This is a genomic window from Pseudomonas sp. 21LCFQ02, from assembly GCF_024129895.2.
Taxonomy (GTDB): Bacteria; Pseudomonadota; Gammaproteobacteria; order Pseudomonadales; family Pseudomonadaceae; genus Aquipseudomonas.
Map to the genome: position 1 here is coordinate 3,273,715 of NZ_CM178749.1, position 19,670 is coordinate 3,293,384.

The window sequence follows — 19,670 nt, forward strand, 5'->3', positions numbered from 1 at the left end:
CTGATGAAAACCCTGAGTGCCTCGGCTGAACGCATCTGCTGCCTGGCCATTGAGCATTTCGCCGAACGCGGCTACGACGGTTCGTCGCTCAACGACATCGCGATCCTGGCCAATATGCGCAAGCCGTCGCTGTATGCGCATTTCTCCAGCAAGGATGAGCTCTACAGCGTGGTGTTTGAACGCGCTCTGGAAAACGAACGGCTGCACATGCAAAGCTGCTTCGATACCGCCAGCGAGCTCAATAGCGTGCCGGGCGGCCTGCTGGTCCACCAGTTGGCCGAGCGCTACCAGGCATCGGCCTCGTTGCGTTGCCTGTTGCGCGCGGCCTTCTACCCGCCAGAAGTCCTGAGGCCATTGATCAGTGCGGGCTTCGAAGATTATCTGGCACAGATGCGCCAGTTGTTCAGACCACTGCTCGCCCAGCGTTACCCGCAGATGGACGACACCGACCTGGAACTGTACTGCGACGCCTGGCAAGGCATCGTCGACAGCCTTCACGTCGAGCTGCTCTATGCAACACCCGAGGCTTATGCCAGACGCCTCAAGGCGCTGTGGAGGGTGTACGGCGACTCACTGTCGCTACTGCGTCAGGGATCGTCGCCGTACGTTTCGTACATCACATCAGGCCGATAGCGGGTAGCTCGCCAAGCCCTTACCGATCATGTCCTGTACCCCCAGGATCAGCCGCTCAGCCGGGTAGGCAGGGCAGGATGCGCCGACCTTGCCGATCAGCTCAGCCGCCGAAATGGGCTTGATGGCTGTATGGCGGATCAGATCCGCCACCTGGCGGGGCAGGAAGATGGTCTGGCTGTCGGTATGCGAATCGGCAATCAGGATGTTTTCCGGCGGTAGCGAAACCGGTGTTTGCCGCCTCACCCAGAAAGGTGAAGTGCCAAAGCGGGTTTCCATGCCGTAAATGCGCCAGCGTGTACGCAAGTACTGGCGAAAGTCAGCGGCAATGGCGGTCTCGTAGGCCGACACCAGTAGCCCCTCGCCGTGCAGACGATCCGAGGCAACACGGGCAGCCTGTATGCCTGTAGCCAGGGCGTGGGGAATACCACCGGAAGACAGCGGGTCAAACGATGCCGCTGCATCCCCGGCAGGAATGATCCCGCCGCCTGAGCCAGGCACAAGGCAGGCCGAGAAGGCCGGATCAGTGCGTAACTCGACATCGTTCCCGGCAGGATTGATGAGCTCGGCGATATGGCGCGTGCCCGCCAGGGCTGTCAGCCAGTTCTCCGGGCGCGACAGCTTGTTCTGATGAATGATGTCCGAATCACTCATGAACGACACTGCAACGCGGCCTCCGGGTACGGGGGCCGCATACCACCAGCCATTGGCCACGGTCTCAACGGTCGTCAAGGCCGCCGGCGAATGGGTTGCAGAGGCCGTCAGCAGAGCGCTGACGCCGACCAGATCATCATGGCGGTGGTGCAGCGCCTCATTCCAGCGTGATGTCCGGCCCGCAGCATCAATCACCACTCTGGCACGCACCGCATGCTCGCGGTCATCGCTGCTGCGCAGTGTCAGTTGCCAGCCAGCATATTGATCACGATCAGGCATCAACTGGCGCACTGCCAGGCAGCGGGTATCGCACTCCAGCCGCCCGCCGCGCTGGCTCACCAGGCGGGCCATCATGTGTTCAAAACGGGCGCGGTCAATCGCCCAACCGTGCCCGTGGACGTTGAACATGAAGTCGAACGACGCCAACTGTTCACTGCCCCAGGCGGCCTGGTTGCCCCAAGTCTGCAACGGTGCCATCCCGGCAAATTCATCCCACACCGCCAGGTAATCCAGCAGGTTGCGAACCCCGGGTGATAAGGACTCACCCGACTTGGGCCGGTCATAATGACCGGCCTCTACTACCAGAACCGAGATATCGGTGCGTTTTAGCAGAGTCAAGGCGGCCGAGGTACCGGCCGGCCCGCCCCCGATTATCACGACATCGAAACACGGTATTGTTTCGTCGACAGAACCGGTCATGACGTTTACTTACCTTGGGCTTTAAGTCTGATGGCGTAATCGTTATTCATTTTGAACTGCGCCAACTGCCCAAAGTTACGCTCTTTCTCCACCAGATAGGGGATTTCGTTACTCCCTTGATTAACGACAAAGCCCAGCGCCGACCAGTTGCTGATCATGTCTTCTTTCGAAAAAATGCCGCGTTGATATTCAACATTCTGCCCGGCCGGGATAACGGGCTGCCCGTCAATCTGGCTGACATAAGCGTCCAGCACCTGATCTTGCGGGTGAGTGGCGCCAGTCATGACATTGAACGGGCTTTGTGGCGGCCACCAGTACACATAATAGGTCGGCGGCAGTTCAATTCCGGAACCATCGGAAAGTTGGTTGATATTGATATCGGAAATATTCGGGGTCTGAACCGTGCATTCCTGAAAGTCGGCCATCCACGGGATTGCCATGCGTTTGGTCAAGTCCCCCGGTTCACAACCAATTTTCTTGCCATCAGCATCTGGGGCGGTTTCATTACGGCTTTGAATCGACAGGCCATATTCCCGATAGTGTGCCTGCATATCGGTTTGCCCCGAATTGGCATGGGCCAGCATGATATGGAAAGGCGCATCATAGAGATTGGCACTGCGCATGCTCCAGGTCACTTCGATGCCTGGTGAGAACGGCCCGCCGACACAGTTGCTGATATCTACCAGCGCCAGTTGGGTTTGCGGAGCCTCTGCGGCCGCATGATGGAGCTGATGATAGTATTTCTGCACCGAGCGATGGGACGTGCTGCCGCTTGAGCGGGCTGTCGTAAAGTTACCCTTCGCCCATTGGTAGAGAAAGAAGTACTGGGTGGCGGAGAGGGTCAGGAATTTATAAATGGGGCCAAAATTGGTGACGGAGTTGTCACCGGAATTGAGCGGCATCATCGGCTGACCGTCGCGCTCAAGCTGGGCCGGACCGAATTCCATGTCGGCGTAATGGCTGTCGTAGTCTGCGGGCAAGAGCGGAACGCGGAAGTATTTGAAGTAGGCCATGCGCAGTTCACGGTTCGCGTCACTGCTATCACGCATGTCAAAAGACGGCCTGGCAAACTCATCCATGGTGGGAACGTTGGCGACCCATTTGTAGCGGGACAGGGCATCCAGAATCGGCTGAATATGGGCGTCGAAGTTGATTTTGAACGTGGGGTTGAAGCCGTACAACGGACAATATTTTCCGATCTCGGCAAAATAATCGGCCGAGTTTTGCGCCGTGTGCTGCTCCGAATCAAACAGGCTCGGATCTGCCCCCATCTGGCGAACCGCTACATCGTACAAGGTATCGGCGAGGGTGATGACGTTGACCACCTCGGGCACATACTTCGGACTGCCAACGATCAGCCATGCCGGCTCAGGTGTGATTTTACTGCCATCGCGCAGGGTGATTTGCGCACAGACAAAACCGTCGGAGATATCATCCCAATACCCGGAGGCACCCCGAAATGAAGATATTTCTCCTGACCCCGTCACCTTGCCAAAACCACCCAGTGCCACAAGATTGCCGCTGCTGTCGGTTTTCAGCTCGCCCAATACATCAATTTGCTCTCCACCCGAACCCACGGACGGGAACGAACCTTTTGAATAATCGCTCGGGATGTTATAGCGCGAGAATTGAATGTTTTGCCCGGCCCCGGAAATACTGCGCGGACCCGGGTCAATAATCAGTTGCTGACGCGCCACGGGGTCGGTGACATTGGAGTTGTTAACCGGAATATGTTGGGCTTCATAACTGTTGTCTGGACCAAACTCCAGATTGCCCTGCAACTCGGAAAACGTGTACCAGATCGGCTTCTTGTTAGCGATATGGACAGTCCACTCAATGGAACTGATTTCTTCACTGTCAAGTGTGACTGGTTGCGGGCTAGTACCATCAGTGCGGACAATCTGAAACTTGGCAGCCTGGCGCTTGATACGACCAACACTGTCTTTGAAGGCATTGACGAACCTGGGCTTGCCGTTATCCAGTTGCAGATTGCCCTGTGCGTCACATTCAAGGGGTAAGCCCCCGGTGGCTTGTGGCGATAAATAAAACTCTGTGGGGCTGTTACCAAGACGGGCAACACCAATCTTTGGAAAAATCTCGTAAGTCGAACTCATCCGAACCGCCCCTCCGTTGGGCACTTGCGCGATACATGCTCTGGTGCTGAATACCGATAATGGCATTACGGCATCAGATTATTGGTGGTCTTTTGAGTTCGTCAAGTTGAGATCAGAAAAAAATGGGTGACAGATAGCCGGCCAATTGTAAAAAGCGCTCTGCGGCACGGCTCAGGCTGGTTTGGGTTTTTATAAATAACTTGGAAAATCAGTTGTCTGGCGCGGGTGTTATGCGAGGGATTGAAGCGACGGTTCTTTGGCTCCTCGTCACTTCTGAAACACCCACTCACATTTAAGCCACTTTTGTTCACTTAAATGCCGCCTGCTCCTGTAGGAGCGACCTTGGTTGCGAAGACGGCGGCACATTCGCCGCTGTTGCTGTGACCTTACCGGCCTCTTCGCTACCCAGGTAGCTCCCACAGAGATGTATAGCGTCTAACCGATTAAGCCACTGCTGCCTGGCTTGAACCATTGCTGTTGCCCGGATCGACGACGAGCGCACGCCCGCAAAATCAGTAAACCCCGCCCCCACTGCTCGGCGCAGGCCCGTCCTTGAATGCCGCCGCCAGGGTCTGCAACCCCCGCATCAGCACGGTCGTATCCACCCCTACTGCTACAAACTTTGCTCCCAGCTCAATGTACCGCCGTGCCAGCTTCTGGTCGGCGCTGAGAATCCCTGCCGCCTTGCCGGTCTGACCGATCCGCACAATCGCATCCTCGATCGCCGCCTGCACCTCAGGATGCCCGGGATTACCCCGATGCCCCATGGCCGCACTCAGGTCCGCCGGGCCAATAAACACCCCGTCGACCCCCTCTACCGCGACAATCTCGTCCAGCCGCGCCAGACCCTCCAGATTCTCGATCTGTACCAGCAGGCACATCTGCTCGTCGGCCTTATCCAGGTAACCGTCAATCGTGTTCCAGCGCGAAGCCCGCGCCAGTGCGCTGCCCACCCCGCGTATTCCGTTGGGCGGATAGTGAATCGCGCGCACCAGCTCACGGGCCTGCTCGGCACTTTCGACCATTGGCACCAGCAGCGTCTGCACACCAATATCGAGAACCTGTTTGATCAGCGCTGTATCACCGATCACCGGACGAATCACCGCCTGGCCAGGGTAGGGCGCCACCGCTTGCAGCTGACCGAGCAGACCCCGCAGATCATTGGGCGCGTGCTCACCGTCGATCAGTAGCCAGTCGAAACCGGCATTGGCCGCCAGCTCGGCGCAATACGGGTCGGCCAGACCCAGCCACAGACCGATTTGCGCCTCGCCCGATTGCAGGCGCTGCTTGAAGGTATTGATAGGCATATCCATGGGGGGACTCCTGGGTAGGAGCGGCTTTGGCCGCGAAGTCTGCCCGACATAATGAATGTGATGCCTGGCGTGGTCTTTTTCGCTGCTAAAGCAGCTCCTACAGCATTTCAAAGGGGGTTACACGAAACGGCAGGCAATGCTGCCCAACTGGTCGTAATCGACGTGGAAGGTGTCGCCCGGCCTGGCGGCGACCGGTCGGGTGAAGGAGCCACCCAGAATGATCTGCCCGGCCTGCAGGGTGACGTCATACGGCGCCAGTTTGTTGGCCAGCCACGCCACGCCTTTGGCCGGATGATTGAGCACGGCAGCCGAAACCCCGGACTCTTCGATTACGCCATTGCGGTAAAGCACCGCTGGCACCCGGCGCAGGTCGATGTCGGTAGGGCGTACCGGCTTGCCGCCCATGACCACGCCGGCATTGGCGGCGTTGTCGGAAATGGTGTCGAACACCTTGCGGGTGACCTGGGTCTGCGGGTCGACCTGCTGGATGCGGGCATCGATGATTTCCAGCGCCGGAACCACCCACTCAGTGGCATCGAGCACATCGAAGATCGTCACGTTCGGGCCTTTGAGCGGCTTGCCGAGGATGAACGCCAGCTCCACCTCCACGCGCGGCACGATGAAGCGATTGAACGGGATGTCGGTGCCTTCGTCGAAAAACATGTCATCGAGCAGCGCGCCGTAGTCCGGTTCGGTGATGTTCGACGACACCTGCATGGCGCGGGAGGTCAGGCCGATCTTGTGGCCGACCAGCTTGCGCCCGTCGCGGATCTTGCGGGCGACCCAGGCACGTTGGATGGCGTAGGCGTCTTCGATGCTGATGTCCGGGTATTGCAGAGAGAACTGGCCAACCTGCTCGCGGGAGCGTTCGGCCTGGTCGAGCCGCTCGGCGGCTTGCTGGATGAGGGTAGGGGCAAGCATGGAAAGCTCCTTATTGCGGATTGACGATAGCGGCCGGGGTACGCAACACCAGCAGGCCGCCCAGGGCGATGAGCAGCGCCAGCACATAAAGGGCCAGGCTGGCGCTGTGAGTGGTGTCGCGCATCCAGCCGATCAGGTAGGGCGCGAGAAACGAGGCAATGCTGCCAAACGAGCTGATCAGGCCGATGCCGGCGGCGATGGCGCGCAGCGAGAGAAAGGCCGGCGGCAATTGCCAGAACATCGGCAGTGCGGCGCTGGCACCCATGCCGGCGATGATCAGCCCGGCCATGACCGGCACCGCGCTGGCTGGCGTGACGCCGGTCACGGCAATGCCAAGTGCGCACATCAGCAGCGGCACGCACAGGTGCCAGCGGCGTTCACGATGGCGGTCTGACGAGCGTCCGCAGGCGAGCATGAACAGCACACCGGCCAGGTAAGGAATCGCACTGAGCAGGCCGACCATGCTGTCGCGGCCAATGCCGGCGCCGTGAATCAGGGTCGGCATCCAGAATGCCAGGGTATTGACCGCCAGCATCACGGCAAAGTAGATCGCCACCAGCAGCCATACGTGAGCATCACGCAGGATCCCGGCGAACGAGGTGATGGTTTTGCGCTGCTCTTCGGCGGCCAGTTCTTCGCCCAGGCGTTGCTTCTGCTCAGCGCTGAGCCAGCCGACCTGGCTGAAATGCTCCGGCAGCACCCGCCAGACCAGCAAGCCGAGCAATACCACCGGCGAGCCCTCCAGGACAAACATCCACTGCCAGCCGCGCAGCCCGCCGGTGCCGTTGAACCACTCCAGGATGGCCCCGGACAGCGGGCCGCCAATCACTCCGGCCATCGGTACCGCAATCGCAAACAACGCGGTGATCTGCGCACGGCGGCGTGCCGGGTACCAGCGGTTGAGGTAGACCAGAATGCCCGGAAAGAACCCGGCCTCGGCCACCCCCAGCAAAAAGCGCAGGGTGTAGAAGCCGCTTGGGCTCTGGACCAGAAACATACCGGCAGACAACAGCCCCCAGACCACCATCAGGCAGGCGATCCAGCGGCGTGGCCCGACCCGTTCCAGTGCCAGGTTGCTGGGCACCCCGAACAGCGCATAGGCGACGAAGAACAGCCCGGCACCCAGGCCATAGACGGTGTCGCTGAAGTGCAGGTCGGCACTCATTTGCATCTTGGCAAAACCAATGTTGATGCGGTCCAGGTGGGCGAACAGGTAGCACACCAGCAACAGCGGCATCAGCCGCCAGGTGACGGTGCGGTGCGTGGCGTCGCTGAGGTTGTGCTCAGCAGCGGCGCTTGCGGCAGAGTGGGTTGCGCTCATGGTCTTGTACTTTTTGTTGGTTGAGACGACACGGCTGGGTTCTTTGGCGGCAGTCAGGTGCTCTTGTTGAACAAGGGGTGCAGGCTGCTGTGCTTGCCGTCATAGACCTGGTTGTGGCTTTCATCGACCTGCAGGGTGATGCCCACCGGGCGTTGATCGAGGATCGGCTGCAGACGCTGGCGCAGCACGCTCAGCAGGTTGTCACCGACCGCTTTGTGCACCGCAGCGCTTCGACCGCTGCCCATGCGCAGGTTGGCGTATAAAAAGCCATAGTTGCCCTGGCCGTCAGCCACCGCGCTGTGCGCCGCCGGATAGGCCAGCACCCGGGTGCCGCCGGTGGGGAACACCGCCTTGCCGGTTTCATCGCGTTGTTCAAGCATGCTGTCGGCCAGCGCACGGCACAGGCCGGGAATATCGGCTTGGTGTTCCAGGTCGGCGGTGTAGAGCAGGACCAGATGGGGCATGAGGATGTGTTCCTGAATAGGTTTGCAATGCTGTGGGAGCGCCCGGGCGGCGATCGGTTTTGGTCGCGAATTTTCCAGGCACCATGAATGCTGCGTCTGGAATGGCCCTTTTCCGGCTAAAGCCGGTCCTGCAGCCGGTCCTGCAACCAGTGCCGCAACCGGTTTTACAGCCGGCTCGTGGACACCACCGCCGCCGGATTGGCGGCCTGGGCCGGTGGAATCGCCGAGCCATCCTGCGGCGTGACCGGGAACAGCGCGTTGATCTGCCCGGTGCCCGAGGAGCCGAAGTAGGGCGTCAGCACTTCGGCTTTGCCGTCATAGTCCGACCAGCCCAGCGCACCAAGCAGCATCGCGGTGTCATGCATGAAGCCTTCGCCGTGACCCTTGGCTGCGTATTCGGGGAGCATGCCGCAGAACTCCGGCCACTCGGCGTTTTCCCACATCTTCACCACGCGGTGGTCGAGGGTTTCCAGGAACGGGCTCCAGACTTTGGTGGCAAAGTCCGGCGCCTGGCCGTTCTGGGCGAAGCGGTGTGACAGCGAGCCGCTGGCCAGGAACGCCACGGTGCCGTCGTAGTGATCCTCGACCGCTTTGCGCATGGCCCAGCCCAGCCGTGCGCTGTCGTTGAGGTAATGCGAGGTGCACAGCGCCGAGACCGAAATCACCTTGAAGTGCTGGTCCTGGTTCATGTAACGCATCGGCACCAGGGTGCCGTATTCCGGCCCCAGAGTCGTGGCGTGGTGGGCCATGGTCTCGACGTTGAAGCGGTTGCACTCTTGCGCGAGCAGCTTACCCAGTTCGGTGTTGCCGGGGAATTCGTACTCCATGTTGCTGATGAAGTGTGGCAGTTCATTGCTGGTGTACACGCCTTTGAAATGCGGCCCGCACAGCACGTGATAATTGGCATTGACCAGCCAGTGGGTGTCGAACACCACGATGGTGTCGACGCCCAGTTCGCGGCAGCGTCGGCTGATCTCGTGATGCCCGTCGATCGCCGCCTGACGAAAGCCCTGGCGCGGGCCGGGCAGCTCCGACAGATACATCGACGGAACGTGAGTGATCTTGGCAGCCAGAGCAAGTTTGCCCATGGTGGTTCTCCCGGTTTTTATTGTTAATTGAGCGCCAACCGGCAAGCTACAAGCCAGAAGCGTTACGCTCTTTCTTGCAGCTTGTCGCTTCAAGCTTGCAGCTGCCTTATACCCCCCAGCGCGGGATGTGGTGGCTGCCCATTGAAATACACACGTTCTTGATTTCAGCAAATACTTCGAAGCTGTACTGGCCGCCTTCACGGCCGGTGCCTGAACCCTTCACGCCGCCGAATGGCTGGCGCAGGTCGCGCACGTTCTGGCTGTTGATGAACACCATGCCAGCTTCGATGCCTTGTGCCAGGCGGTGAGCCTTGCCGATGTCCTGGGTCCAGATGTACGAGGCCAGGCCGTACTCGGTGTCGTTGGCCAGTTGCAGAGCCTCGGCTTCGTCCTTGAACGGGATCAGGCACACCACCGGGCCGAAGATCTCTTCCTGGGCAATGCGCATCTTGTTGTTCACGTCGGCGAACACGGTGGGCTGAATGAACTGCCCCTTGGCCAGGTGCGCAGGCAGGTTGGCCGGACGCTCCAGGCCACCGGCCAGCAGGGTGGCGCCTTCTTCGATGCCGATCCTGATGTAGCCGGTGACTTTGTCGTAGTGCGCCTGGGTGATCATCGAGCCGACTTGAGTCTTCGGATCAGTTGGATCACCGACAATCAGCCGTTTGGCGCGGGCCGCGAATTCAGCAACGAACTGCGGGTAGACGCTTTGCTGAATGAAGATCCGGCTGCCGGCGGTGCAGCGTTCGCCGTTGAGCGAGAAGATGGTGAACAGCGCCGCATCCAGGGCGCGGTCCAGATCGGCGTCTTCGAAAATCAGTACCGGCGACTTGCCGCCCAGCTCCATGGAGTATTTTTTCAGGCCGGCGGTCTGCATGATCTTGCGCCCGGTGGCGGTGCCGCCGGTGAACGAGATGGCACGTACGTCCGGGTGGCGAACCAGTGCGTCGCCAGCGGTTGCGCCATAGCCCTGGATCACGTTGAGCACGCCGTTGGGAATGCCGGCTTCAACGGCCAGACGGCCCAGTTCGTTGGCGGTCAGCGGTGACAGCTCGGACATTTTCAGAACCGCAGTGTTGCCCAGCGCCAGGCACGGCGCGGTTTTCCAGGTCGCGGTCATGAACGGCACGTTCCACGGCGACACCAGGCCACAGACACCCACCGGCTGGTACAGGGTGTAGTTGAGCATCTGGTCGTCCACCGGGTAGGTGTGGCCGTCCATGCGGGTGCAGACTTCGGCAAAGAAATCGAAGTTATGCGAGGCGCGGGGGATCAACACGTTCTTGGTCTGATGGATCGGCAGACCGGTGTCCAGGGTCTCCAGTTCGGCCAGCTTCGGCACGTTCTGGTCGATCAGCTCGCCGAGCTTGCGCATCAGCCGGGCGCGTTCTTTGGCCGGCGTGTTGGCCCACTTAGGGAAGGCTTCCTTGGCCGCAGCTACCGCCTGGGCGACTTCCTCGGCGCCGCCGCTGGCAACTTCGCCGATGGCTTCGCCGGTGGCCGGGTTGTAGTTGACGAATACGTCTTTGCTTTCGACCTCACGGCCATTGATCCAGTGTTTGATCATGCTGCTCACGCCTTATTGTTCTTGAAGAAATCAGCTTCGCTGACGATTCGGTTGACCAGCCGGCCGACGCCTTCGACTTCCACCACCACCTCATCGCCCGGCAGCACATCGGCCAGGCCCTCGGGCGTGCCGGTGGCGATCATGTCGCCCGGTTGCAGGGTCATGAAGCTGGACAGGTATTCGATCAGGTAAGGGATATCGAAAATCATGTCAGCGGTAGTGCCTTCCTGCTTCAGCTCGCCGTTGATCCAGGTCCGCAGCTTGAGGTTGCTTGCGTCTGGCACATCGGCTACGTCGACGATGTACGGCCCGACCGGGGTGGTGGCGTCGCGGTTCTTGACCCGCAGGTTGGGCCGGTAGTAGTTCTCCAGGTAATCGCGGATCGCATAGTCGTTGCACACCGTGTAACCGGCCAGATACTGCAAGGCGTCTTCACGCTTGACGTTACGTGCCGGCTTGCCGATTACCGCCACCAGCTCACACTCGTAGTGCATGTAGGCGACGTTGTCCGGGCGCCAGCTGATTTGCCGGTGGCCGGTGTAGGTGCCCGGCGACTTGACGAAGGCCAGTGGCTCGGTGGGCGGCGCGAAGGCCAGTTCTGCGGCGTGATCGGCGTAGTTCAGGCCCAGCGCGAACATGTTGCCGGTGGCCGGTGGCAGCCACTGCACCTGGTCCTCAACCAGCACGCGGCCATCGGCCAGACGCACACTCAGACTGGTGTCATCGCCGACTTCGACCTGCACGTTGTGGACCTGGCCTTCAAAGCCAATGCGAGCGTGTTTCATGGGCGTGGCTCCTGTTCGGCGACGATGCTGTTGCTCAGTCGGCCCAGGCCGCTGATCTGCACCTCGACACGGTCACCGGGCACGACATCGACGCGGCCTTCCGGGGTGCCGGTGATCAACACATCGCCTTCGTGCAGGGTCATGAACTCGCTGATTTCGGCGATCAGTTGCGGGACATTGCGCACCCAGTTGGCGGTGCTGTTTTGCTGGCGCAGTTCGCCGTTGACGAACAGTTCCAGGGTCAGTTGGCCGGCGTCCGCCACCTGCGCGGCAGGCACCAGTTCAGGGCCCAACGCGCAGAAACCATCGCGGCACTTGGCCTTGACCGCCGGACGGTAATAGCTGTCTTCGGGCAGGCTGAACTCATTGACGATCAGGTAACCGGCCACATGCGCCAGGGCATTCTCAAGGCTGACCCGGCTGGCCGACTTGCCGATCACCACACCCAGCGCGGGGCCGGCCTGCAGGCGTTCGCCGCGCGGCTGGATGACCTGGCCTTGATGGCTGTTGCGGGTATTGGGGGTCTTGATGAACAGCACCGGTTTGACGGGCGGCTGCTTGTAGGGCGTTTGCTCGAATTCGGCGAGACGCTGCTCCAGCAGACCCTGATAGTTCAGCGCAACGCCGAGCAGGGTGCCATGGGCGACGTCGTGCAGGGCACGGGTCATGTTGTTCTCCTGGCAGTGATCGGGCAGCGGCTGCCAGATCGTTTACTTGTTAATGTATTAACTTTATAAGTTAAGATGTTAATGATCGTCAAGTGCCAGGCACTGGTATGCGTCGCGCAAAAGGCGGAGCATGGCTGCAGGCGCACTGACGCTGGAAAACAACAACGAGAATGATCAGATGAACGATCGACAGCCGATCCCCAACATCAACATCGGTCAGGTCTATGACCAGCGCTACAGCGATGCCGAGGTGCATTACGACAAGCTGGGCAACCTGGCGGGCTTCTTCGGCCGTAACATGCCGGTGCATCGGCATGACCGTTTCTTTCAGGTGCATTACGTCAACAGCGGTAGCGTGCGGGTGTATCTGGATGACCAGCAATACGTCGAGTCCGGCCCGATGTTCTTCCTGACTCCGCCGACCATCGCGCATTCGTTCGTCACCGAACCCGACAGTGACGGCCACGTCCTGACCGTGCGTCAGCAGCTTGTCTGGAACCTGATCGAGGCAGACCCCAGCCTGGCACCGGGGCCGCAACTGCCGGCCGCTTGCGTGGCGCTGTCGCAACTGGGGCCGGCGTTCGCCGCAGAGATTCGCCGTCTTGAATTTCTGTTCGAGGAACTGCGCGAGGAAATCAACGACCGGCGTGCCGGACGCGGCACCGCGCTGGACAGCCTGACCCAGTTGATCATGACCAGCCTGCTGCGGCTGTGTGCCCGTTCGCTGCAAGCGCGGCCTGCACGTCATGAAGACCTGCAGATTTTCCACCGCTTCAACGAACTGATCGAAAGCCATTATCTGGAGCACTGGGCGTTGCCGCGTTATGCCAGTGGCATTGGCGTGACCGAGGCGCGGCTCAATGATGTTTGCCGGCGCATTGCCGACCTGCCGTCCAAGCGGCTGATCCTTGAGCGGCTGATGCAGGAGGCGCGGCGCCTGCTGTTGTTCACTGGCCTTTCGGCCGTTGAGATCTGCTACCGGCTGGGCTTCAAGGACCCGGCGTACTTCAGCCGCTTTTTCCTGCGCTATGCCGGGATGAGCCCCGGCGAGTACCGGCATAGCCAGGCGCACGCTCATGATCGATCTCCTGCGCAGGGGTGAAAATGTGGGAACGAGCTCGCTCGCGAAGGCGGCATCACGCCCGGTGATCTATCCCTGAATGCGACAAGCGTGGTGTCTGGCGCTGATGATGGGCGCGGCGGCCCTTGCGCAAAATGCCTTTTAGACAGTTGCGCTGGTACTTTTCAAAGCGCCGCTACTTGCCAGCGGATCAGGCAAGAAATCCAGCGTAATGAGCTACCCGGTTTACCCGGGCTCTGGGTAAATAACCTGTCTATAGTTTTCCAGCCAGGCTCTGCTGCGCAGAGTGCTGGCCATGAATATTAAAAAAGCAGTTCACCCACCGGGATTAGCGCCATGCAGTTGAATATCAACGACAAGACCTATGAGGTCGAGGCCGAGGCGGGCACCCCGTTGCTCTGGCTGATTCGCGACGACATCGGACTGACCGGCACCAAATACGGCTGTGGCCTGGCGCAATGCGGCGCCTGCGCGGTCATGGTCGATGGCATGCTGGTGCGCTCCTGCGTCACGCCGGTCGAGGGCGTGGTCGGTCGCAAGATCCGCACCATCGAAGCGGTAGAAGACGACGAACTCGGCCAGCGGGTTGTCGCTGCCTGGGTCAAGCATCAGGTGGCGCAGTGCGGTTATTGCCAGTCCGGCCAGGTCATGGCTGCCACCGCGTTGCTCAAACGCTCGCCCAATCCGTCACCAGAGGAGGTCAGTGCGGCAATGACCCACCTGTGCCGGTGCGGAACCTACAACGCAATCCAGGCGGCGATTGCTGATCTTTCCAGCGGACCTGCTTGAACCCGCGCGTTTTCGACCTCATTCGATGGAAGAACAAAACATGGCAAGGCACAACCGACCTACCGGCGGCGACGGTCAATTTCCGTTGGCAGAACCGGTCAATATCTCGCGGCGTGGCTTTCTTCTGGCCTCGGCAGGTCTTGGCGCTGGCGCGCTGGTGATTGGCTTCGGCCTGCCGCTCAGGGAGGCGCGTGCCGCTCAAGGCCCGGCGGCAATGGCGCCCGGTGCACGGGTGCCGGCGTTTCTGGAAATTCGTCCGGACAACAGCATCCACTTCAAGAGCCCCTTCGCGGAGGGCGGGCAGGGGATTTTCACCGGCCTGGCGCAAATCGTCGGTGAAGAGCTGGACGCCGACCCGCAGCGCTTTGTCGTGGCAATGGCCCCGCCCGGTGGCGACTACAAGGTCATGGACATAGGCGCACGTTTTACCGGCGGCAGCATGTCGGTGCGGTCGAGCTACACCACCATGCGCAAGCTCGGCGCCGCCGCACGCCTGATGCTGCTGGAGGCCGCCGCCGAACAGTGGTCGGTGCCGGTGGCGCAACTGACCACCGAGCCTGGCCGGGTCATCCACCAGGCGTCGGGCCGCTCGGCAAGCTATGGCGAATTGGCCGGTGCCGCGCTGGACCGGCCGGTTCCCGACCCTGAGCGAGTGCAACTCAAAGACCCGCAGCAGTTCCGCTGGATCGGCAAGCCGGTGGCGCGCCTGGACGTGCGCGACAAGTCCACAGGCAAGGCGGTGTATACCATCGACTGTCGGGTCGATGACATGCTGCAGGCGGCTATCCAGCACGCGCCGCGGCTCGGCCTGGAAGTACAGCAAGTGCGCAACCAGGCGCAGGTCCAGGCGCTGCCCGGTGTCCATTCGGTGCATGTGCTGCCCGGCGCCGTCGCGGTCGTCGCGCAGCGCTGGTGGACTGCCAAACGGGCCGTCGAAGCGCTGCAGGTCGAGTGGCGAGAGCCGCAAGACAATACCGCCATGCGCTACATGCCGGCGGACTTTTCCAGCGCGGCGTACCTCAAGCAGCTCAAGGACGATCGCGACCCCGGTCAAGACAGTGAGGTCGAGGGTGATCCGGTCAAGGCCTTTGCCGGTCCCGGCAAGACCGTGAGCGCCACTTATCATACCCAGAACCTGCACCACGCCCAGCTGGAGCCGCCCTCGGCGCTGGCGCGTTTCAACGCTGACGGCGGGCTTGAGGTGTGGCTGCCTAACCAGGCCCCGGATCTGTTTCTGGCCGAGATCGTCAAATTGACGGGCCTTGAGCCGTCGCGCATCACCCTGCATTCACCGTTGCTGGGCGGTTTCTTCGGTCGGCACTTTATCTACCCGAGTGCTTCGCCTTACCCGCAGGCGATCTTGCTCGCGCAAGCGGTCGGGCGTCCGGTCAAGGTGATCTGGAGCCGTGAGCAGGAGTTCTTGCGTGACCCGTTGCGACCGATGTCAGTTGTGCATCTGCGCGGTCACGTCAACGCCGAGGGATTGCCGGTCGCGCTTGAGGCAATCACCGTCACTGAAGGGCCGACCGAAGGCATCGCCAACAAACGCGGTGAGAAAATCGACCCCACGGCTGTGGAAGGGCTGACCGGCAAGCAATACCGCATCCCTGACCGGCGCATTGCCCAGCGTTACCGCAAAACGCCGCTGTCGCTGGCCTACTGGCGTTCGGTGGGCAACTCGATCAATGACTTTGTCTACGAAGCCTTTCTCGATGAACTGGCCGATGCCGGCAAGCAAGACCCCTTTGAATTGCGGCTGCGGCTGTTGCAGGGCAATCAGCGGCTGACCCACTTGCTCAACGCGGTGGCCAGCCTGGCCGGCGGCTGGAAGCGCGGCCCGTTTACCGCAGAAGATGGCAGCCGGCGGGCGAGGGGGGTTGCCATGGCCTCGCCGTTCGGCACCGAGGTGGCGGTGATTGCCGAGGTGTCGATTCACAACGGCCAGGTCAAGGTGCACGACATCTGGCAGGCGATCGATCCGGGCAGCATCGTCAACCCGGCAATTATTGAGGCGCAGGTCAACTCCGCGGTGGCGCTCGGGCTGTCGCAGACCCTGATCGAAGAGGCGCAATACGAAGAGGGCCAGCCGCTGGCGCGTAATTACGACCTGTATCGGATCTTGCCGCTGAGCATGATGGCCAGGGTGCATGTCACGGTGATCGAGAGCGGCGCCAAGATGGGCGGGATCGGCGAGCCGCCGTTGCCGGCCGTGGCACCGGCAGTGGCCAATGCCGTCGCCAGATTGACCGGGCAGCCGATTCGCAGCATGCCCCTGTCGCACTATCGCTTCGACACCTGAGCAAGGAATCAGCCGTTGAACAGAACAACACGCTATCTGTTGGTGGTCGGTGTCGCGGTGGCTGCGGGCCTGGCCTGGTTTGTCACCCGCACACCCCATTCGCCGCTGGACAACCAGACGCCGGCAGCGGCCACGCCTGAACTGATCCAGCGCGGCGAATACGTCGCCCGGCTCGGCGACTGTGTGGCCTGCCACAGCACGCCCAAGGGCGCGCCGTTTGCCGGCGGCTATGAAATGGCCACGCCCATGGGCTCGATCTTCACCACTAACATCACCCCCGACCCGCAGACCGGGATTGGCCGCTACAGCCTGGCCGACTTCGACCGGGCGGTACGCTCCGGGGTGGCCGCCGACGGGCATCGCCTGTACCCGGCGATGCCGTATCCGTCGTATGCCAAGTACAGCGATGAAGACATTCGCGCGCTCTATGCCTTCTTCATGCATGGGGTAAAGCCGGTACAGCAGGCCAATCAGCCGGGCAAGATTGCCTGGCCGCTGAACATACGCTGGCCCATCGCACTGTGGAACGCCATGTTTGCCCCGCAAGGCGCCTATCAGGACAAAGCCGGCCAGGATGCGCTGTGGAATCGCGGCGCCTATATCGTTCAGGGGCCGGGCCACTGCGGCAGTTGCCACACGCCACGCGGGCTGGCCATGAACGAGCAGGGCATGGATGAAAGCAGCCCGCGGTACCTCAGTGGTGCGTTGCTCGATGGCTGGTATGCACCGAGCCTGCGCCAGGACCCTAACACTGGACTGGGGCGCTGGAGCGAAGGCGAGATTGTCCAGTACCTGCAAAACGGCCGGAACGTTCACAGCGTGGTCACCGGGACGATGACCGAGGCCTTCAACAACTCGACCCAGTACATGACCGACCACGACCTGGCCGGTATTGCCCGCTACCTGGCGTCATTACCCGGCGACCCGCAACGCGACGGGCCGGCCTGGGACCCGGCGCGCGCCCAGGCCTTGACCGCCAGTGACATGCAAAAACCGGGGGCGGCCAATTACGTGGCCAAGTGCAGTTCCTGCCACGGCATCGACGGTCGCGGTCAGGGGCAGTGGATGCCGCCGCTGGCCGGTGCGTCGTCATCGATGGCCAAACACAGCGCCACCAGCATCAACGTGGCCTTGAATGGCTCGGACCGGGTCGTGGCGCAGGGCATGCCCGATGCCTATCGCATGCCGCCTTATCGCAATCAGTTGAACGACCAGGAGATGGCCGATGTGCTGAGCTTCATCCGCAGCAGTTGGGGCAATCAGGGTGGGGCAGTAACGCCTGCCGAGGTGGCTGAACTGCGCGAGCGAACCCGCGCGGCGAGCAGCAATCCGATCATTCTGCAGATGCGCTGATCACGGCCGAGCAAGGAGATCGAAGATGGAAAGCGTTGACCTGCTGGTACTGCGCACCGCTTCAGGCTGGCTGGCTGAAGGGCGGCGGGTGCTGCTGGCCACAGTGGTCAGGACCTGGGGTTCATCGCCGCGCCCGGTGGGCTCGATGATGGCGTTGCGTGATGACGGTCGCACCGCTGGCAGCGTCTCGGGTGGCTGTATCGAGGATGACCTGATTCATCGTTACAGCGCCGCCTTCAGCACTCAACCGATGCCCGTTGGCGCACCCCAAGTGGTGCGCTACGGGGTCAGTGCTGATGAGGCGCATCGTTTCGGTTTGCCGTGCGGCGGCACCCTTGAACTGGTGTTGGAATTCGAGCCTGACCAAGCGTCACTGGCGCACCTGCTGGTCGCGCTGGATGACGGCGTGTTGATGCGCCGCACGCTGTGCATGGCCACGGGTGATGTCACGCTGGTGCCTGCCAACCAACCCGAAGCCTTGCAGTTCGATGGCGCGACCCTGATCAATACCCTGGGGCCGGCGTACCGGATGCTGCTGATCGGCGCCGGGGCACTGGCCGAGTACCTGGCGACCATGGCCTTGTTCAGTGGTTTTCGGGTCACGGTCTGCGACCCGCGTCATGAATATCGGGCCGGCTGGTCGGTGGCCGGAGCTGAACTGGTGACCGGCATGCCGGATGACGAGGTGCTGGCCTTCAGACCGGATGTGCGCAGTTGCGTCATCGGCCTGACCCATGACCCGAAACTCGACGACCTGGCGCTGCTGGCCGCGCTGGACAGCCCGGCCTTTTACGTTGGTGCCATCGGTTCGCGGCGCAACGACCGCAGCCGTCGTGATCGACTGATCGAGCATTTCGGCCAGAGCGAAGCCTCGTTGCAATGCTTGCATGGCCCGGTCGGCATCTTCATCGGCAGCAAGACCCCGGCAGAAATCGCCGTGAGCATCATGGCCCAGGTACTGGCGATCAAGAACGGCGTGTGCCTGCCCGACACCCTGTCGGTGGCGCACGGCAAGCAGCAACTGGAACGCAATACGACCGACGCGGCCTGAGCCTTCCGGCAGGCCGATCGGGGGTTCGGGATCGGTCAATCGTTTACTTGTTAACCAGTCGTCGGCTATAGTCCTCGGCCATCATCCGAACCCTCCCACCGCCGGTCCTGCACCGGCTATTGTGTAGACCATGCCCAGCCCCAGACCCTCTCTGACCCTTACCCTGCTGCAGGCCCGTGAAGCAGCGATGGCGTTCTTTCGTCCGTCATTGAACGAACATGGCCTGACCGAACAACAATGGCGGGTCATTCGCATCCTCAACCAGCAGGGTGAAATGGAGAGCTACCAACTGGCCGAGCAGGCCTGCATCCTCAAGCCGAGCATGACCGGCGTGCTGGCGCGCCTGGAGCGCGACGGCATTGTACGGCGCAGCAAACCGGCCCATGACCAGCGACGCATGCTGGTCAGCCTGACCGAGCAGGGCCAGCAGTGCTTCGTCTCGATGAGCGAAGACATGGAGCGCAACTATCAGCGCATCCAGGCGCAGTTTGGCGAAGACAAGATGCAGCAACTGCTGGAGCTGCTGCGCGAACTCAAACGCATTGAGCCGTGATTCACAAGGGTAACCTTGGAGGGGTAATGCTGATCCGTTAAGGACAACGCGGTTCCTGTGGGAGCTAGCTTGCTAGCGAAAGCGGCTGCACATTCGCAGCAGATGCTGTGACTTTGCCGGCCTCTTCGTCGGAATGCCGCCCAGACCAAGGTCGCTCCCACAAAGGCAGATAGCGCTTATCCGAACAGGATTGGCTCTAGCCGGGAAGCCTTCGCGGATAAATCCGCTCCTACGGCGCCCGTCATCCGCACACGCCGTTGTGCAAGCACACAACAACGCGGCCATACCGTCGTGCAAACCGCCAAAGAGTTTTTGTTGAC

17 protein-coding genes are annotated in these 19,670 nt (G+C 61.4%); 7 read left to right on the forward strand and 10 right to left on the reverse strand.

Annotated elements, in window-relative coordinates:
* Positions 1-3 precede the first annotated feature (3 nt).
* Complete coding sequence (locus NJC40_RS14695) at positions 4-633, forward strand: TetR/AcrR family transcriptional regulator (protein WP_253140084.1); 630 nt, start codon at positions 4-6, stop codon at positions 631-633.
* Here the strand turns inward: NJC40_RS14695 and NJC40_RS14700 are convergent.
* From NJC40_RS14700 to NJC40_RS14745, 10 genes are all read right to left on the reverse strand, one after another.
* A complete protein-coding gene (locus tag NJC40_RS14700; protein ID WP_253140085.1) occupies positions 622-1,902 on the reverse strand; it encodes an NAD(P)/FAD-dependent oxidoreductase in 1,281 nt (426 codons plus the stop codon). The two genes, NJC40_RS14695 and NJC40_RS14700, sit on opposite strands and share 12 nt — an antisense overlap.
* Positions 1,903-1,988: 86 nt before the next feature.
* The gene (locus NJC40_RS14705) at positions 1,989-4,097 is read right to left on the reverse strand and encodes a LodA/GoxA family CTQ-dependent oxidase (RefSeq protein ID WP_253140086.1); all 2,109 of its coding nucleotides are present in this window, start codon (positions 4,095-4,097) and stop codon (positions 1,989-1,991) included.
* 512 nt (positions 4,098-4,609) lie between these two features.
* The gene (hpaI, locus tag NJC40_RS14710; protein ID WP_045489278.1) at positions 4,610-5,410 is read right to left on the reverse strand and encodes a 4-hydroxy-2-oxoheptanedioate aldolase; all 801 of its coding nucleotides are present in this window, start codon (positions 5,408-5,410) and stop codon (positions 4,610-4,612) included.
* Between the two features lie 117 nt (positions 5,411-5,527).
* Positions 5,528-6,331, reverse strand: a complete 804-nt coding sequence (gene hpaH / locus NJC40_RS14715) for a 2-oxo-hept-4-ene-1,7-dioate hydratase (protein ID WP_045489281.1) — start codon at positions 6,329-6,331, stop codon at positions 5,528-5,530.
* A 10-nt stretch (positions 6,332-6,341) separates the two neighbouring features.
* A complete protein-coding gene (locus tag NJC40_RS14720; RefSeq protein WP_253140087.1) occupies positions 6,342-7,652 on the reverse strand; it encodes an MFS transporter in 1,311 nt (436 codons plus the stop codon).
* A gap of 53 nt (positions 7,653-7,705) precedes the next feature.
* Positions 7,706-8,116, reverse strand: a complete 411-nt coding sequence (locus NJC40_RS14725) for a 5-carboxymethyl-2-hydroxymuconate Delta-isomerase (RefSeq protein WP_045489288.1) — start codon at positions 8,114-8,116, stop codon at positions 7,706-7,708.
* A gap of 164 nt (positions 8,117-8,280) precedes the next feature.
* Positions 8,281-9,204, reverse strand: coding sequence for a 3,4-dihydroxyphenylacetate 2,3-dioxygenase (gene hpaD, locus NJC40_RS14730; RefSeq protein WP_045489290.1), 924 nt, complete (start codon positions 9,202-9,204; stop codon positions 8,281-8,283).
* Positions 9,205-9,310: 106 nt separating this feature from the next.
* A complete protein-coding gene (hpaE, locus tag NJC40_RS14735) occupies positions 9,311-10,771 on the reverse strand; it encodes a 5-carboxymethyl-2-hydroxymuconate semialdehyde dehydrogenase (RefSeq protein ID WP_253115422.1) in 1,461 nt (486 codons plus the stop codon).
* A gap of 5 nt (positions 10,772-10,776) precedes the next feature.
* Positions 10,777-11,556 carry a fumarylacetoacetate hydrolase family protein gene (locus NJC40_RS14740; protein WP_045489292.1) on the reverse strand — a complete coding sequence of 260 codons (780 nt, stop codon included), beginning with the start codon at positions 11,554-11,556 and terminating at the stop codon, positions 10,777-10,779.
* Positions 11,553-12,224 (reverse strand): fumarylacetoacetate hydrolase family protein, encoded by a 672-nt coding sequence (locus tag NJC40_RS14745; RefSeq protein WP_253140088.1) that lies wholly within the window; start codon positions 12,222-12,224, stop codon positions 11,553-11,555. Before NJC40_RS14745 ends, NJC40_RS14740 begins: the two co-directional genes overlap by 4 nt.
* Before the next feature lie 178 nt (positions 12,225-12,402).
* Between NJC40_RS14745 and hpaA the strand changes: the two genes are divergently transcribed.
* From hpaA to hpaR, 6 genes are all read left to right on the forward strand, one after another.
* Complete coding sequence (hpaA, locus tag NJC40_RS14750) at positions 12,403-13,326, forward strand: 4-hydroxyphenylacetate catabolism regulatory protein HpaA (protein WP_253140220.1); 924 nt, start codon at positions 12,403-12,405, stop codon at positions 13,324-13,326.
* A 315-nt stretch (positions 13,327-13,641) separates the two neighbouring features.
* On the forward strand, positions 13,642-14,094 hold the full coding sequence (locus NJC40_RS14755) for a (2Fe-2S)-binding protein (protein WP_253140089.1): 453 nt from the start codon (positions 13,642-13,644) through the stop codon (positions 14,092-14,094).
* Between the two features lie 40 nt (positions 14,095-14,134).
* Complete coding sequence (locus NJC40_RS14760) at positions 14,135-16,393, forward strand: xanthine dehydrogenase family protein molybdopterin-binding subunit (protein ID WP_253140090.1); 2,259 nt, start codon at positions 14,135-14,137, stop codon at positions 16,391-16,393.
* A gap of 15 nt (positions 16,394-16,408) precedes the next feature.
* Entirely contained in the window at positions 16,409-17,746 is a 1,338-nt protein-coding gene (locus tag NJC40_RS14765) for a c-type cytochrome (RefSeq protein ID WP_253140091.1), read from the forward strand.
* 25 nt (positions 17,747-17,771) lie between these two features.
* Complete coding sequence (locus NJC40_RS14770; protein WP_253140092.1) at positions 17,772-18,797, forward strand: XdhC family protein; 1,026 nt, start codon at positions 17,772-17,774, stop codon at positions 18,795-18,797.
* Positions 18,798-18,927: 130 nt separating this feature from the next.
* Positions 18,928-19,350 (forward strand): homoprotocatechuate degradation operon regulator HpaR, encoded by a 423-nt coding sequence (gene hpaR, locus NJC40_RS14775; protein ID WP_045489305.1) that lies wholly within the window; start codon positions 18,928-18,930, stop codon positions 19,348-19,350.
* Positions 19,351-19,670: the final 320 nt, after the last annotated feature.